A 15774-nucleotide genomic window follows, 5' to 3' on the forward strand; every position below is an offset into this window, starting at 1 on the left:
AGACGCCTAGTATAATAAATTCCTTAAAAATATGGAAATTGTACTTGCTCGTGACGTCGGGTCATCAACTATGGTGATTGTAGGAGGTGGAATCTATGTCTAACTATTCGACTGGAGAACTCGCAAAATTATGCAATGTGACAACACGAACGATTCAATATTATGATCGCAAAGGTATTTTGAAACCACAAGGATTTACAGAAGGAAAGCGTCGTGTGTATACAGAACAACAGCGACAAACATTAGAGTTAATCTTATTGCTTAAAGATTTAGGTTGTGCGTTAAGCGATATAGATATGTTGCTAAAAGGTGAAGGTACTTTGAAGACGCTCAATACTTTACTAACTATGAAACAACAAGAAATTAACCAACAAGTCAAACAGCAACAAGCGGTATTAAACAAAATTAAAAATGTTCAATATTACGTAAATGAAACGTCGACGTCTCCAATCACACACTTAAAAGACATAGAGCATGTCATGAGTAAATCAGCTGAAATGAAAAGTATTCGTCGTAACATTTGGATTAGTGCTGGTATTATAGGAATAATTCAATATTCTAGCATTATGAGTGCAATCTTGATGAAAAACAAATGGCCGTTCTTAATTGCTTTACCATTTATGATCGGTTATGGCATTGGTATGACTATCTACTATCAACGCAAAGTTGCCTATTTATGCCCTAACTGCCAGCATATATTCTCACCGTCTTTGTGGGCAGTTATCAAAGCGAAACATACAGCGACAACACGTCGATTCGAATGTCCAAACTGTCATGAAACGCATTATTGCATTGAAGTACCTAAAGCGCATATAAGTACAGAACAATTAGAAATATCCCACATACAACATAACAACTAAGTCATTCGTGTGATAGTGACCATTCCCTTTAAATTTACATCGAAAAGGGGTGGTCACTATTTTAGTACGCGTAAAGAAAGCGCTTGCAAACATTTGAGAACTATATTAACATACTTGTATACAAGTATGTCGTGTAATGAAGGAGTGACTTTGATGATGTATGGATATCCAGAGAAATGGTTGGAAGGTATGACAACTGGAGAAGGTATCGCAGCAGAATTACGCTTAGGCATTGTGAATGGTCACATAGCTGAAGGTACGTTACTCACTGAAAATCAAATGGCAAAGCAATTTAATGTGAGTCGTTCGCCAATTCGAGATGCATTTAAATTATTACAACAAAATCAACTCATCCAATTAGAAAGAATGGGTGCACATGTGTTGCCGTTTGGGGAACAAGAAAAGAAAGAAATGTACGATTTGCGACTGATGCTAGAGTCATTTGCATTTTCAAGAGTTAAAAATCGAGAGCGACTACCTATCGTAAAAGAAATGAAGAAACAACTTGAAATGATGAAAGTGGCAGTAAAATTTGAGGATGCAGAATCATTTACGAAGCATGACTTTGAATTTCATGAAACATTAATCAAAGCATCTAATCATCAATATTTAAACTCATTTTGGAGTCATTTAAAACCAGTAATGATGGCACTCGTTTTAACATCCATGCGACAACGTATGCAACAAAACCCGCAAGATTTTGAACGCATACATCATAATCATCAAGTGTTTATTGATGCAGTGGAACAATACGACAGTCAAATTTTGAAAGAAGCGTTTCATTTAAATTTCGACGATGTTGGTAAAGATATTGAAGGATTTTGGTTGAATTAAAATGAAAGAAAGAAGGATTTGTCATGAAATATATGATTGGTGTCGACATTGGAACGACGAGTACCAAGTCAGTCTTATATGATGAAAATGGAACTTTCATCATGAAACATCAAATCGGCTATGATTTACACACACCAAACGTTGATGTCTCAGAAGAAAACCCAGATGAATTATTTGATGCGGTATTAATGACAATTAAATACATAATGAGGGAATCGAAAGTTAATCAAGATGATATTAAATTTGTGTCATTTAGTGCGCAAATGCATAGCTTGATTGCGATGGATCAGCAACATCAAAGATTAACAAATAATATTACTTGGGCAGATAACCGCGCTGCAAAATATGCAACAGTAATAAATGAAGTGCATGATGGCAATGCGATTTATCAGCGAACAGGTACGCCTATACATCCTATGTCGCCATTAGCGAAGATTTTTTGGATGAAACATGAATGGCAAGATGTATTTCAACGTACTGCTAAGTTTGCAGATATTAAAACATACATTTTCTATCATTTGTTTGATAGATATATCATTGATTATTCAATGGCTTCCGCGACAGGGATGTTTAATTTAGAAACATTAGATTGGGATGTTGGGGCATTAGAATTGCTTGGTATTTCCGAGGAAATGTTGCCGGAATTAGTGCCAACAACGTATGTGATGAAAGGTATGAAAGAACGTTATGCAACATTAATGGGGCTTAATGAAGATACACCGTTTGTTATTGGTGCGAGTGATGGGGTCCTTTCTAATTTGGGTGTCAATAGTGTTGGTAAAGGAGAAGTTGCTGTCACAATCGGTACATCTGGGGCGATTCGTACTGTGATAGATAAACCACGTACTGATTACAAAGGTAGAATATTTTGTTATGTCTTAACAGAGGACCACTACGTCATTGGAGGCCCTGTAAATAATGGTGGTGTCGTATTGAGATGGTTGCGCGATGAGTTGTTAGCAAGCGAAGTCGAGACTGCGAAACGTCTCGGTGTTGATCCTTATGATGTTTTAACTCAAATTGCAAAGCGTGTTAAACCAGGTGCAGATGGTTTAATATTTCATCCATATTTAGCAGGAGAACGTGCACCGCTTTGGAACGCAAATGCAAGAGGTTCATTCTTCGGTTTAACTTTATCTCATAAAAAAGAACATATGATTCGCGCCGCATTAGAAGGTGTTCTTTACAATTTGTATACCGTCTATCTTGCGCTTATTGAAGTAATGAATGAAACACCTAAGATGATAAAAGCAACAGGTGGTTTTGCGAAAAGTGAATTATGGCGTCAAATGATGTCAGATATATTTGACACAGAGTTAGTGGTTCCTGAAAGTTATGAAAGTTCATGCTTAGGTGCCTGCGTACTCGGACTTAAAGCTGTAGGTGACATTGAAGATTTTTCAATCGTTTCTTCGATGGTCGGTGCCACAAACAATCATACGCCGATTGAAGAAAATGTCGTTGTTTACCAAGAGCTCGTATCCATTTTTATCAATTTAAGTCGTTCTTTAACAGAGAATTATGAACAAATTGCAGATTTTCAACGCCAACATATGGCTGAAAATAAAACACAATAAATACGTCACTCAAGCATCTTAGATAAAGTTGTTGTGCCATGACTACTATATATTATGTGGAATACGTGCGCGACGACGGTGTTACATTCTATTGAAAAGAGAAAGAGGGGAATGTCATGTTTAACGAAATATGGCCGTTAATCAGTGTTGTTTTAGGTATCGCTATTTTATTAGTATTAATTATTGGGTTTAAATTAAATACATTTATTTCATTAATTATCACATCGATGATTACAGCGTTAATGCTAGGTATACCATTGACTAAAATTATGGAGACGATTGAGAAAGGAATGGACAGTACGCTCGGCCACATTGCACTGATATTCGGTTTAGGTGCCATACTTGGGAAATTACTTGCTGATGGTGGTGGTGCAACTCGAATTGCAGACACGTTGATTCAAAAATTTGGTCAAAAACATGTACAATGGGCAATGCTTGTTGCAGCATTTATCGTCGGGATTGCATTGTTCTTTGAAGTAGGTTTAGTCTTACTGATTCCATTAGTATTTACAGTGGCAAAACGCGCAAATGTTTCAGTGTTAAAACTAGGGCTACCTATGGTAACAGCTTTATCAGTGACACATGGCTTTTTACCACCACATCCAGGACCGGTAGTCATCGCAAAAGAATTGAAGGCGAATGTAGGAGATGTATTACTATACGGTATGATTATTGCCATTCCAGTTACACTCATTGCAGGACCTATATTTAACAAAGTTGCACAAAAAATGATTCCGTCTGCGTATACACGAGAAGGCGATATTTCAGCGTTAGGTGCACAAAAAGAATTTACGGATCAAGAGATGCCAGGATTTGGTATGAGTTTATTAACAGCAACATTACCAGTCATATTAATGTTAGTGTCTACGATAACGCAACTTGTAACCGGGCACGACAAACCTACAAATCTATTTGAATCTATCATTTATATGATTGGAACAGCAGGGACAGCCATGCTAATAGCAGTATTATTTGCAATCGTTACGATGGGATTAATGAGAAAACGTAAGATGAATCATATTATGGAATCAGTGACGAATGCGATTTATCCAATCGGAATGATGTTATTGATTATTGGCGGTGGCGGTACATTTAAACAAGTATTAATTGACGGTGGTGTCGGAAATACAATTGCTAAAATGTTTGAAGGTACAGAGATGTCTCCGATTTTACTAGCATGGATTGTTGCAGCTGTGCTACGTATCGCATTAGGTTCGGCTACAGTAGCTGCGATTTCAACTACAGGTATTGTCTTACCATTATTACAATCATCAGATGTAAATGTTGCATTAGTTGTACTTGCGATAGGTGCAGGTAGTGTGATTTTGTCTCATGTAAATGACGCAGGATTTTGGATGTTTAAAGAATATTTTGGTTTAACTGTAAAAGAAACATTCCTAACATGGTCATTATTAGAAACGATTATTTCCGTTTCAGGTATCATCTTCATTTTATTCATCAGCTTATTTGTTTAACTAAATATTAAGTAAACGTGTTTTTAGGTAATTACAATATATTGCCTCGAAACACGTTTGTTTTTATGCAGAAAATCGTCTGAAACACTTAGAATCCGAACGATATAAAAAGTATATTGGTTATTTTAGTGTAATGAAAGGCGTTTCAAGACATGTTTTTGTGCGTATTGTACAGGCGATAATTATGAAACGTTTAGTATATTGTTTTAAATTAGATAATGATGAATTTAATTTAAAAAATAAGTATAAAAAATACAAGCCTTGTGTGACAAGGGTTTCTGATGACTTGAATACAATTTATAGGTATATTTCAAATAATAAAATTATCAATTAACATAAAATTAATGACAATCTTAACTTTTCATTAACTCGCTTTTTTGTATTGCTTTTAAAAACCGAACAATATAGACTTGCATTTATTAAGTTTAAAAAAATTAATGAATTTTGCATTTAAAGGGAGATATTATAGTGAAAAACAATCTTAGGTACGGCATTAGAAAACATAAATTGGGAGCAGCATCAGTATTCTTAGGAACAATGATCGTTGTTGGGATGGGACAAGATAAAGAAGCTGCAGCATCAGAACAAAAGACAACTACAGTAGAAGAAAATGGGAATTCAGCTACTGATAATAAAGTAAGCGAAACACAAACAACTACAACTAACGTTAATACTATAGATGAAACACAATCATACAGCGCAACAGCAACAGAACAACCGTCAAACGCAACACAAGTAACAACTGAAGAAGCACCAAAAGCAGTACAAGCACCACAAACTGCACAACCAGCAAATGTAGAAACAGTTAAAGAAGAGGTAGTTAAGGAAGAAGCGAAACCTCAAGTTAAGGAAACGACACAATCTCAAGACAATAGCGGAGATCAAAGACAAGTAGATTTAACACCTAAAAAGGTTACACAAAATCAAGTGGCAGAAACACAAGTAGAAGTGGCACAGCCAAGAACGGTATCAGAAAGTAAACCACGTGTGACAAGATCAGCAGACGTAGTTGAAGCTAAGGACGCTAGTGACGTTACAGAAGTTAAAGGCACAGATGTGACGAGTAAAGTTACAGTAGAGAGTGGTTCTATTGAGGCACCTCAAGGAAATAAAGTAGAGCCGCATGCTGGTCAACGTGTCGTATTGAAATACAAATTGAAATTCGAAAAGGGTTTACACAAAGGGGATTATTTTGATTTCACCTTGTCTAATAATGTAAATACTTATGGAGTTTCAACAGCTAGAAAAGTACCAGAAATCAAAAATGGTTCAGTCGTAATGGCGACAGGTCAACTTCTTGGAAATGGGAAAATTAGGTATACATTTACAGATTATATTGATTATAAAGTAAATGTGACTGCTGATTTAGAAATCAATTTATTTATTGACCCTAAAACTGTACAAAGCAATGGACAACAAACAATAACTTCAACGTTGAATGATAAGGAAACAAAAAACACATTGCCAATAGAATATAATCCAGGAGTAAGTAATAGCTATGCTAATGTAAATGGTTCTATTGAAACTTTCGATAAAGGAAATAATAGATTCACTCATGTGGCTTACATAAAGCCACAAAATGGGCATAAATCAGATAGCGTTTCAATTACTGGTACATTAACTCAAGGTAGCAAAGCAAATGGAAATGCTCCTACTGTAAAAGTATATGAAGTCTTAAAGGATGCTAAAGAATTGCCAGAAAGTGTATATGCAAACATATCAGACTCTACAATGTTTAAAGATGTAACTCAGGAAATGAAAGATAAATTAAAAGTAGAAAATAATGGGAGTTATAAATTAGACATTGAGAAATTAGAAAAAAGTTATGTTATACACTATGATGGTGAATACTTAAGTGGTTCAGATCAAGTGAATTTTAGAACGCATATGTTTGGATATCCAGAACAGCAGTATAAGTACTACTATACTCATTTGGGATACCAACTAACATGGGATAATGGATTAGTTTTATATAGTAACAAAGCAAAAGGTGATGGAACGAATGGAACAATAACAGAATCGAATAATATGACATTTGATGAAGAATATGGAACTGGAGTTATTACAGGTCAATATGATAAGAATTTAGTTACTACTGTTGAAGAAGAATATGATTCATCAACTCTTGACATTGATTACCACACAGCTATAGATGGTGAAGGTGGTTATGTTGATGGATACATTGAAACAATAGAAGAAACGGATTCATCAGCTATTGATATCGATTACCATACTGCTGTGGATAGCGAAGCGGGTCACGTTGGAGGATACACTGAGTCCTCTGAGGAATCAAATCCAATTGACTTTGAAGAATCGACACATGAAAATTCAAAACATCATGCTGATGTTGTTGAATATGAAGAGGATACAAACCCAGGTGGTGGACAGGTTACTACTGAGTCTAACTTAGTTGAATTTGACGAAGAGTCTACAAAAGGTATTGTAACTGGCGCAGTGAGCGACCATACAACAATTGAAGATACGAAAGAATATACAACTGAAAGTAATCTTATCGAACTAGTGGATGAATTACCTGAAGAACATGGTCAAGCTCAAGGTCCAATCGAAGAGATTACTGAAAATAACCATCATATTTCTCATTCTGGTTTAGGAACTGAAAATGGTCACGGTAATTATGGCGTGATTGAAGAAATCGAAGAAAATAGCCACGTTGATATTAAGAGTGAATTAGGTTACGAAGGTGGCCAAAATAGCGGTAACCAGTCATTCGAAGAAGATACAGAGAAAGACAAACCTAAGTATGAACAAGGTGGTAACATCATTGATATCGACTTCGACAGTGTGCCACAAATTCATGGATTCAATAAACATAATGAAATTATTGAGGAAGATACAAATAAAGATAAACCTAATTATCAATTCGGTGGACACAACAGTGTTGATTTTGAAGAAGATACACTTCCAAAAGTAAGCGGTCAAAACGAAGGTCAACAAACGATTGAAGAAGATACAACGCCACCAACACCACCGACACCAGAAGTACCAACTGAACCTGGTAAACCAGTACCACCCGCAAAAGAAGAACCTAAAAAACCTTCTAAGCCAGTGGAACAAGGTAAGGTAGTAACACCTGTTATTGAAATCAATGAAAAGGTTAAAGCAGTGGCACCAACTAAACAAAAACAATCTAAGAAATCTGAACTACCTGAAACAGGTGGAGAAGAATCAACAAACAAAGGTATGTTGTTCGGCGGATTATTCAGCATTCTAGGTTTAGCATTATTACGCAGAAATAAAAAGAATGACAAAGCATAATTAAACAAAAATTGACAGGTTTATTTCATAAATTATATGAAGTAAGCCTGTTTTTTTATATTAAATCAAATTTCCCAAGAAATAATTACATACTCAATGACACTATGAAGGCGTTCTAATTAGTGTTAAAATGACGTTGATACATAGATTTAATACTTAGGAAAAGGAGCACATTAACTTTGAAAAAAATAAAAAAGGCAATCATTCCCGCTGCTGGTTTAGGGACTAGATTTTTACCAGCAACTAAAGCGATGCCAAAGGAAATGCTTCCTATCTTAGATAAACCCACAATACAATATATCGTTGAAGAAGCTGCAAGAGCTGGAATTGAAGATATTATTATAGTGACAGGTCGCCATAAACGCGCGATTGAAGATCATTTTGATAGTCAAAAAGAATTAGAAATGGTGTTAAAAGAAAAAGGTAAATCTGAATTACTAGAAAAAGTTCAGTATTCAACGGAACTTGCGAATATTTTTTATGTAAGGCAGAAAGAACAAAAAGGTTTAGGGCATGCGATTAGTTCTGCGCGTCAATTTATCGGCAATGAACCATTTGCGGTATTATTAGGTGACGATATTGTTGAATCTGAAGTGCCAGCAGTGAAACAGTTGATTGACGTTTATGAAGAAACGGGGCACTCAGTTATAGGTGTCCAAGAAGTTCCGGAAGCAGATACTCATCGTTATGGAATTATTGATCCATTAACTAAAAATGGACGTCAGTATGAAGTGAAAAAGTTTGTTGAAAAGCCAGCACAAGGTACGGCACCATCAAACCTAGCTATTATGGGGCGATATGTATTAACGCCTGAAATTTTCGATTATTTAAAAACGCAAAAAGAAGGCGCAGGTAACGAAATTCAGTTAACAGATGCGATTGAGCGTATGAATAACGATAACCAAGTGTATGCATATGACTTCGAAGGCGAACGTTACGATGTTGGAGAAAAATTAGGATTTGTCAAAACAACGATAGAATATGCGTTGAAAGATGACAGTATGCGAGAAGAATTAACACGATTTATTAAAGAATTAGGTTTATAACATTAAAAAGCATGATACTCAATAAAATTGGAACACGAAATGGTGAACTAAATTGAATGAGCATCATGCTTAATTTATATTTTGTGATAATAAGTTATGGAGATTTGTCTTCAATAAATTACTTAACTAAAAAGGCTGGTGGATGCATTCAATTATTTTTATGAGAGGTGATAAATATGTTGTACTTAGAAGTTTTGAAAAATAGAAACTTTACATATTTATTGATTGGTAATTTCTTACGTCGGAGTTGCTTTGTGCTGTTTTCGTTGCAAATAATTTGGTTTACCGTTGAATTGACAAACCAATCATCTTTAAAATTATCAATGATGGTTATGAGTCAAACACTACCATTTATTATATTTGGTATTTTCGGTGGCGCATATTCTGATAAACATAATAAAAAGAAAATACTTTATCTATCTGATCTTATACTAAGTTTGATTATAATAATTATTCCTTTACTTGCAATAACATCAAATTTAAATTATCTGACGATTCTAACCATATCTACAGCTATCACCATTATTAACTGCTATACGGATCCTGCGTTTAGGGCAATTCTTCCTGAAATTATTGATGAGGAGCATTTAGCAACAAGTAATGCGTTAATCGATAGTTTGCAAAGAGGCTCAAATATTATTTTACCTGCTTTAATTGGTGTCATTGTAATACTAGTTGGCAATGTTGGCATCTTTTTTATTTGCAGTATATTGCTATTTTTAGGATTTATTTTTAATGCACTTTTAAAATATACAAATAACAACATGATTGATAGACACTCAAAAGAGGATTTTTCTGAAACTTGGGAATTCTTGAAACAATCTAAAGAAATTCCATTTATCATTATCATTCAATTTGCCTGCATATTGATTAATACTGGCCTTTGGCGTGTTGCATTACCATTGTTTATTTCCAATATATTAAAAGAGGGCGTTGGTGTATATGGACTAGCTACATCATGTTTAGGTATTGCGTCTTTACTAATGTCATTGATTATGGGGTTGCTGTCAGAAAAACGATTAATCTTTAAATTTAGTATTGGTGTTTTAGTTTGGGGAATTGGCTTGTCGATAATTAATGTGTTTCCAAGTGTGGCGATACTATATATAGGTGCAACTTTAGTGGGACTTGGACAATCTATAGAGGGACTAACAAGATCAGTTGCCATTCAAATAAAAACGCCAAATCATTTGATGGGGAAAGTATTTAGTATCTCATCTACATCGAATTACGCAGCGGATACATTATCTTTAGGACTGATAAGTTTAATTATACCTTTACTAAGCTTAAGTAATATATTTATATCAGGAGGTGCAATTATTTCAATGCTTAGCTTAGCTGGGTTAAAGTTTTTTAAGAAGTCTATGTAAACATAATAGAATTTTAATCAATGCTATTAAGGTGGGAATTGAAATGAAATATAAAATTAGTTTGGCTTATAATTTAGCAATTATAATAGGGTCGCTAATTATATTATGTATACTAATATCTAGAGGTCATGATATTTATGTAATCTTGATTCCAATTTTGACTATTTTAGCTAGTTTAATCAATTTATTTTGTGATATTAAAAAGCATAAATGATTCTATATTAATGCAACTTTGTATTCGTACAAGGTTGTATTTTTTTCGCGATTAATTGACTACTGACAGCGCACCGAAAAATTACTACCAATTTAACGCAACCATTTATGGGTATTTTGTAATTTTATAAAAGCAAACGTAGAATAATGCGATAAGTAATAATGCTATCGTTAAAAATAAGAATGACAATGCAATAAAATCATATTCAAAGCATAGAATTGCAGACATTAAAAATACTGCACTCAAACTGATACATAACGCAAATATATATGCAATTTGGTTCTTGTGTTTATCTGCAATGGTCGTTTGATTTATATAAGAAATTAGTGTGAAATCTTTAGTTATTGCGACATAAATGCCTAATATAACCATACTGATACAGAACACGATAGAAACTACGATGTTGACGGTCATTGTTGCACCTTCCCGATAGAATATAATGTACTGTCTTTTAGTAATGGATGCGTTTCTTATATATGTATGTTTCTAAAAAACAGTACGTTTTTATCATTTTTTAATTTATTAGTTGAATGAATGGGGTTATGAAAAAGGAAGTTTTAATCTTTTGTCATGAAATAAATGGGATGAATATCACGACTAGAAGTAATGTTACGAACAGGAGCGTATAAATCTAGAGACGCTAAATTCGACATAGTATGTTGCTCAATTATGGCTGATGATGAATTTAAAGTATGTGCGTTGGAACTGTCGGATTTTTGTTCATAATGTTTTGCATATTGTGCCATGATGAATAGTGTAAAAATAAATAAAACAATAAGAGATATAATGCCCATAATCAAAAGTATTTGTTTAGAGCCTTTCATTATTTCACATCCTTTCTAAAATATATTTGTAACTAAATTTAAAATAGTTATTTTTGTAATTCTAAACCTTTTTCATCGCGAAAACAATTAAATAGGTCGCGGTATTAATTATTATATTATTACCGCTTAATATGAAAAATACATGAAAATTAATTTTCTAATATACTTTTGAAAAATTATTACAAATTAGCCCCTTCAAAACGCGAAAACATAAGGATTCTAGTTTCAAAAGGGCTGATAAGTATAAAATGAAATGTAATATTTCGATGTATAAAATTTTTAATTAGCTAAAAATCATCGCATTAATTTTTTGAGCTACATCATCAGAATTCGGACATTTTAACGACACATATAATTTAATTTTAGGTTCAGTACCAGAAGGACGTAAAGCGATAAATCCTTCGTCAAATAAGACACGAATAACATTTGATTTAGGAGAATTAATCTGCGACGTTGTATCTTTGTCCAACTGATAAACCTCGCTAGTTAAATAATCTTCAATTGCTTTCACTTTCAGTCCTTGAATCTCTTGCGGTGGATTTGAACGGAAATGTGTCATAATTGATTCAATTTTTTTCTTACCTTCTAATCCTTCTAGCGTATGCGAGAATAATGTATCCTCATGTCTACCAACAGTTTGATAAATCTGTTCTAATTCATCTTTCAATGTTTTGCCATATAATTTTAACTCAGAAGCGTATTTTATAATAAGTGGCACAATTTGTACGGCATCTTTATCACGTACAAAAGGCTCTGATAAAAAACCGTAACTCTCTTCAAAGGCGAAAATCATATTTTGATGATCGTCCAGTTGTCTTATTTCCTGAGCAATAAATTTAAAGCCAGTCAGCACCTCTTTGTATTCAACATTATTATAGTGTGCTAATGACTTTGTTAACTCACTACTTACAATAGATTGAATCATTAAGCGGTGACGTAATTGAGACGTTTGTTGAATACGATAATTAAGTAACAGCGCACCAATTTGGTTGCCATTAAAATACGTGATATGACCATGTGCATCACGTTCAGCAATACCAAGTCGATCCGCATCAGGGTCAGTTGATATTAATAAGTCTGCATGACTTTTATTTGCAAGTTCGATTGCTTGATCAAAAGCGCGATGATCTTCAGGATTAGCACTTTGAACTGAGCTGAAATTCGGATCAGGTTTACATTGTGCTTCTACAAGATTAAATTGATTGAAATTCAAAGATTTTAATAACTTAGGTACAATCGGAACACTTGTACCATGCAAACTAGTGAACACAACTTGTAAATCAGATTTAGGAATATAGCCAATCATATTTTGAATGTGTTTCATATAGTCATCAGTTACAGATTTCGGAAATGGCTTGATATAAGATGTATTTTGTTTTGAAATAGGTATATCAATATGTAATGGATCGCCAACTTCTTCGATATAACGACTTGCAAGCTCAGATGCATCAGTCGATAGTTGCGCGCCATCAGAACCATATACTTTAATGCCGTTATAGTCTTTCGGATTATGACTTGCTGTAATCATAATGCCAGCAGTAGTATTAAGATTGCGCACCGCGAACGATAATTCCGGTGTCGTTTTATATGTATCAGGTAAATAAACTGTTATTTGATGGTTTGCTAATACATTAGCAATAATTTGGGCGAATTCAGTTGAAAGATGTCTAATATCATAATGAATGACTATTGTTGGATTGTTTGTTTGTGCATTTAAATAACGCGCTAAACCTAATGCCAATTTTTCAATAGTAAACTTATTAAGTCGACCTTCACCAAGACCGAATTTTCCGCGTATACCCGCAGTACCAAACGTTAATTTACTTTCAAAACCTTCTCGCTGTTCAATGTCAGATTGCTGCTCATAAAAATGTTCAACTAAACTATCATTAGCTCTTTCTATCCATAATTCTTTATCCATTGTTGCTAAACATCCTTTCAAAATCTCAGTTAGACTTAATAAAACATGAAAACTAAAGCCCTTACATTTATGTAATGAATTATAAAGAAATACGCCCCAAAAGTAAAAAAACACAGCCCGAAGACAATACTTTTCACAAGTATTATATAATAGATGTGTATGAAAATGCATGGAGTAGATGTAAGAGTGATATATCATGCAGGAAAATGTAAAATATTAATTTTTAATATTGATTTATATATAGTTTTGTAATTTTTGATAGAATAACAATTAAGATGATTTTAAATTGAAGGGTGAGTCTTATGAAAAAAGTAATCAATGTAGTAGGAGCTATTATTTTTTCTGATAACAAAATTCTTTGTGCACAGAGAAGTGAAAAAATGAGTCTGCCTTTAATGTGGGAATTTCCTGGCGGTAAGGTTGAAAAGAATGAAACTGAAAAAGACGCTTTGATTAGAGAAATTAGAGAAGAAATGAAATGTGATTTAATTGTTGGAGACAAAGTTATAACTACAGAACATGAATATGATTTTGGAATTGTTAGGTTAACAACATACAAATGTACTTTAAACAAAGAGTTACCAACTCTAACTGAACATAAGAGTATTGAATGGTTGTCAATAAACGAACTTGATAAATTAAATTGGGCCCCAGCGGATATACCAGCCGTTAATAAAATTATGACTGAGGGATAATATGAGTAGATTACTAAATGATTTCAATCAATCTTTACATAAAGGGTTTATAGACAAAGATATTTCTCATAAAGGTAATTATACACCGAAGCTTTTAGTAAATAATAAAAATGAAAAAGTTCTTTCAACAATTATAGATGAACTTCAAAAATGTGAAACGTTCTATTTTTCTGTGGCTTTTATAACAGAAAGCGGTTTAGCTAGCTTAAAGGCTCAACTATTAGATTTAAGCAATAAGGGTGTTAAAGGGAAAATATTAACATCTAATTACTTAGGGTTTAATAGTCCTAAAATGTATGGAGAATTACTTAAATTAAAAAATGTAGAGGTAAGATTAACTGATATTGCTGGATTCCATGCCAAAGGATATATTTTTGAGCATAAGGATTATAGTTCTATGGTAATAGGAAGCTCTAATTTAACATCTAATGCGTTAAAGGTTAATTATGAGCATAATGTTTTACTGTCTACTATGAAAAATGGCGATTTAGTTGATAGTGTAAAAAGTGAATTTAACTTGTTATGGCAAAAGAGTACCCCACTGACTGAGCAATGGATTAATTCATATAAAGAATCATTTGAGTACCGTTCCTTAGAAAAATTAGCGGAGGTTGAACAAACTCAAATGCTGCTAGCTGATAAGGTGAAAAAATCAGTGGAAATTGTACCCAATTTAATGCAAGCAGAAGCATTAAGGTCATTAAAAGCTATTAGGGATAAAGCCAAAGATAAGGCGTTAATAATATCTGCAACTGGTACAGGTAAAACGATTTTATGTGCATTAGATGTTAGAGAAGTAAACCCTAATAAATTTTTATTTATTGTTCATAATGAGGGGATTTTAAATAGAGCTAAGGAAGAATTTAAAAAAGTATTACCTATAAAAAATGATAGTGATTTTGGATTGTTGACAGGAAAACATAGAGATGTCGATGCCAAATATTTATTTGCAACCATTCAAACATTATCTAGAGATGATAATTTTAAGCAATTTGATGAAAATGAATTTGATTATATTGTTTTTGATGAAGCGCATCGTTCTGCTGCATCTACTTATCAACGAGTATTTAACTACTTCAAACCTAAGTTCATGCTGGGAATGACTGCTACACCAGAAAGATCAGATGAATTAAGTATATTTGAACTGTTTGATTATAATATTGCATATGAAATAAGGTTACAAGCAGCATTAGAAAGTGATATTTTATGTCCATTTCATTATTTTGGTGTGACTGATTATGTACATCAAGGTATTAAAGAAGATGATGTAACTAAACTGAGATATTTAACTTCTGATGAAAGAGTTAATTATATTATTCAAAAGACAGATTACTATGGATATTCAGGTGAAATTTTACAAGGATTAATTTTTGTAAGTAGCAAAAAAGAAGCTTATGATTTAGCGGATAAACTAAGTTCAAAAGGGATTAAAAGTGTCGCTTTAACAGGAGACGATAGTGTTAATTATCGCCAAATTGTAATAGAAAAATTAAGAGAAGGTAAGATTAACTATATTATAACTGTAGATTTATTTAACGAAGGTATTGATATTCCAGAAGTCAATCAAGTTGTAATGCTGAGACCAACTGAGTCTAGTATTATATTCATTCAGCAACTTGGTAGAGGGTTAAGAAAAAGTGCAAATAAAGAGTATGTTACTGTAATGAAATGCTCCCTTCAAA

13 protein-coding genes and 1 pseudogene are annotated in these 15774 nt (G+C 33.4%); 11 read left to right on the plus strand and 3 right to left on the minus strand.

The window, feature by feature from the left end:
• Positions 1 to 95 precede the first annotated feature (95 nt).
• The 9 genes and pseudogenes from JV528_RS06445 (at position 96) to JV528_RS06485 (ending at position 10652) form a co-directional block, all read left to right on the plus strand.
• On the plus strand, positions 96 to 860 hold the full coding sequence (locus tag JV528_RS06445; protein ID WP_000074014.1) for a MerR family transcriptional regulator: 765 nt from the start codon (positions 96 to 98) through the stop codon (positions 858 to 860).
• 153 nt (positions 861 to 1013) lie between these two features.
• Positions 1014 to 1694, plus strand: a complete 681-nt coding sequence (locus tag JV528_RS06450) for a GntR family transcriptional regulator (protein ID WP_000990134.1) — start codon at positions 1014 to 1016, stop codon at positions 1692 to 1694.
• Positions 1695 to 1717: 23 nt separating this feature from the next.
• Entirely contained in the window at positions 1718 to 3271 is a 1554-nt protein-coding gene (gene gntK, locus JV528_RS06455; RefSeq protein ID WP_000876643.1) for a gluconokinase, read from the plus strand.
• Positions 3272 to 3387: 116 nt separating this feature from the next.
• Positions 3388 to 4746: a gluconate:H+ symporter gene (locus JV528_RS06460; RefSeq protein WP_204177305.1), complete on the plus strand. Its 1359-nt coding sequence runs from the start codon at positions 3388 to 3390 to the stop codon at positions 4744 to 4746.
• A gap of 382 nt (positions 4747 to 5128) precedes the next feature.
• Positions 5129 to 5231: pseudogene (locus tag JV528_RS06465) on the plus strand (hypothetical protein).
• Positions 5215 to 8022, plus strand: a complete 2808-nt coding sequence (locus tag JV528_RS06470; RefSeq protein WP_204254813.1) for a fibrinogen-binding adhesin SdrG C-terminal domain-containing protein — start codon at positions 5215 to 5217, stop codon at positions 8020 to 8022. Before JV528_RS06465 ends, JV528_RS06470 begins: the two are co-directional and overlap by 17 nt.
• 179 nt (positions 8023 to 8201) lie before the next feature.
• Positions 8202 to 9068 (plus strand): UTP--glucose-1-phosphate uridylyltransferase GalU, encoded by an 867-nt coding sequence (gene galU / locus JV528_RS06475; protein ID WP_000721337.1) that lies wholly within the window; start codon positions 8202 to 8204, stop codon positions 9066 to 9068.
• 176 nt (positions 9069 to 9244) lie between these two features.
• On the plus strand, positions 9245 to 10438 hold the full coding sequence (locus JV528_RS06480) for an MFS transporter (protein ID WP_014532699.1): 1194 nt from the start codon (positions 9245 to 9247) through the stop codon (positions 10436 to 10438).
• A gap of 10 nt (positions 10439 to 10448) precedes the next feature.
• Complete coding sequence (locus JV528_RS06485; RefSeq protein ID WP_078061123.1) at positions 10449 to 10652, plus strand: hypothetical protein; 204 nt, start codon at positions 10449 to 10451, stop codon at positions 10650 to 10652.
• A 105-nt stretch (positions 10653 to 10757) separates the two neighbouring features.
• On the opposite strand, the gene JV528_RS06490 is transcribed toward JV528_RS06485, so the two are convergent.
• From JV528_RS06490 to JV528_RS06500, 3 genes are all read right to left on the minus strand, one after another.
• Positions 10758 to 11066, minus strand: coding sequence for a hypothetical protein (locus JV528_RS06490; RefSeq protein WP_000217724.1), 309 nt, complete (start codon positions 11064 to 11066; stop codon positions 10758 to 10760).
• Between the two features lie 143 nt (positions 11067 to 11209).
• Complete coding sequence (gene scrA / locus JV528_RS06495) at positions 11210 to 11476, minus strand: SaeRS system activator ScrA (RefSeq protein WP_000678764.1); 267 nt, start codon at positions 11474 to 11476, stop codon at positions 11210 to 11212.
• 283 nt (positions 11477 to 11759) lie between these two features.
• Complete coding sequence (locus JV528_RS06500) at positions 11760 to 13568, minus strand: phospho-sugar mutase (protein ID WP_204177303.1); 1809 nt, start codon at positions 13566 to 13568, stop codon at positions 11760 to 11762.
• A 131-nt stretch (positions 13569 to 13699) separates the two neighbouring features.
• Between JV528_RS06500 and JV528_RS06505 the strand changes: the two genes are divergently transcribed.
• Positions 13700 to 14092, plus strand: coding sequence for a (deoxy)nucleoside triphosphate pyrophosphohydrolase (locus JV528_RS06505; RefSeq protein ID WP_000755954.1), 393 nt, complete (start codon positions 13700 to 13702; stop codon positions 14090 to 14092).
• A gap of 1 nt (position 14093) precedes the next feature.
• The coding region (locus JV528_RS06510; protein WP_204254814.1) for a DEAD/DEAH box helicase family protein at positions 14094 to 15774 on the plus strand (1681 nt) is incomplete at its 3' end.

The sequence above is a fragment of the Staphylococcus sp. GDB20D11A genome (genome assembly GCF_016893255.1).
GTDB classification, from domain to species: domain Bacteria; phylum Bacillota; class Bacilli; order Staphylococcales; family Staphylococcaceae; genus Staphylococcus; species Staphylococcus aureus.

Excerpts from the sequence above, each read along its gene's own strand:
- JV528_RS06445 (WP_000074014.1), top strand. The coding sequence starts at position 96 with ATGTCTAACTATTCGACTGGAGAACTCGCAAAATTATGCAATGTGACA.
- JV528_RS06450 (WP_000990134.1), top strand. The coding sequence starts at position 1,014 with ATGATGTATGGATATCCAGAGAAATGGTTGGAAGGTATGACAACTGGA.
- gntK (WP_000876643.1), top strand. The coding sequence starts at position 1,718 with ATGAAATATATGATTGGTGTCGACATTGGAACGACGAGTACCAAGTCA.
- JV528_RS06460 (WP_204177305.1), top strand. The coding sequence starts at position 3,388 with ATGTTTAACGAAATATGGCCGTTAATCAGTGTTGTTTTAGGTATCGCT.
- JV528_RS06480 (WP_014532699.1), top strand. The coding sequence starts at position 9,245 with ATGTTGTACTTAGAAGTTTTGAAAAATAGAAACTTTACATATTTATTG.
- JV528_RS06490 (WP_000217724.1), bottom strand. The coding sequence starts at position 11,066 with ATGACCGTCAACATCGTAGTTTCTATCGTGTTCTGTATCAGTATGGTT.
- scrA (WP_000678764.1), bottom strand. The coding sequence starts at position 11,476 with ATGAAAGGCTCTAAACAAATACTTTTGATTATGGGCATTATATCTCTT.
- JV528_RS06500 (WP_204177303.1), bottom strand. The coding sequence starts at position 13,568 with ATGCATTTTCATACACATCTATTATATAATACTTGTGAAAAGTATTGT.
- JV528_RS06505 (WP_000755954.1), top strand. The coding sequence starts at position 13,700 with ATGAAAAAAGTAATCAATGTAGTAGGAGCTATTATTTTTTCTGATAAC.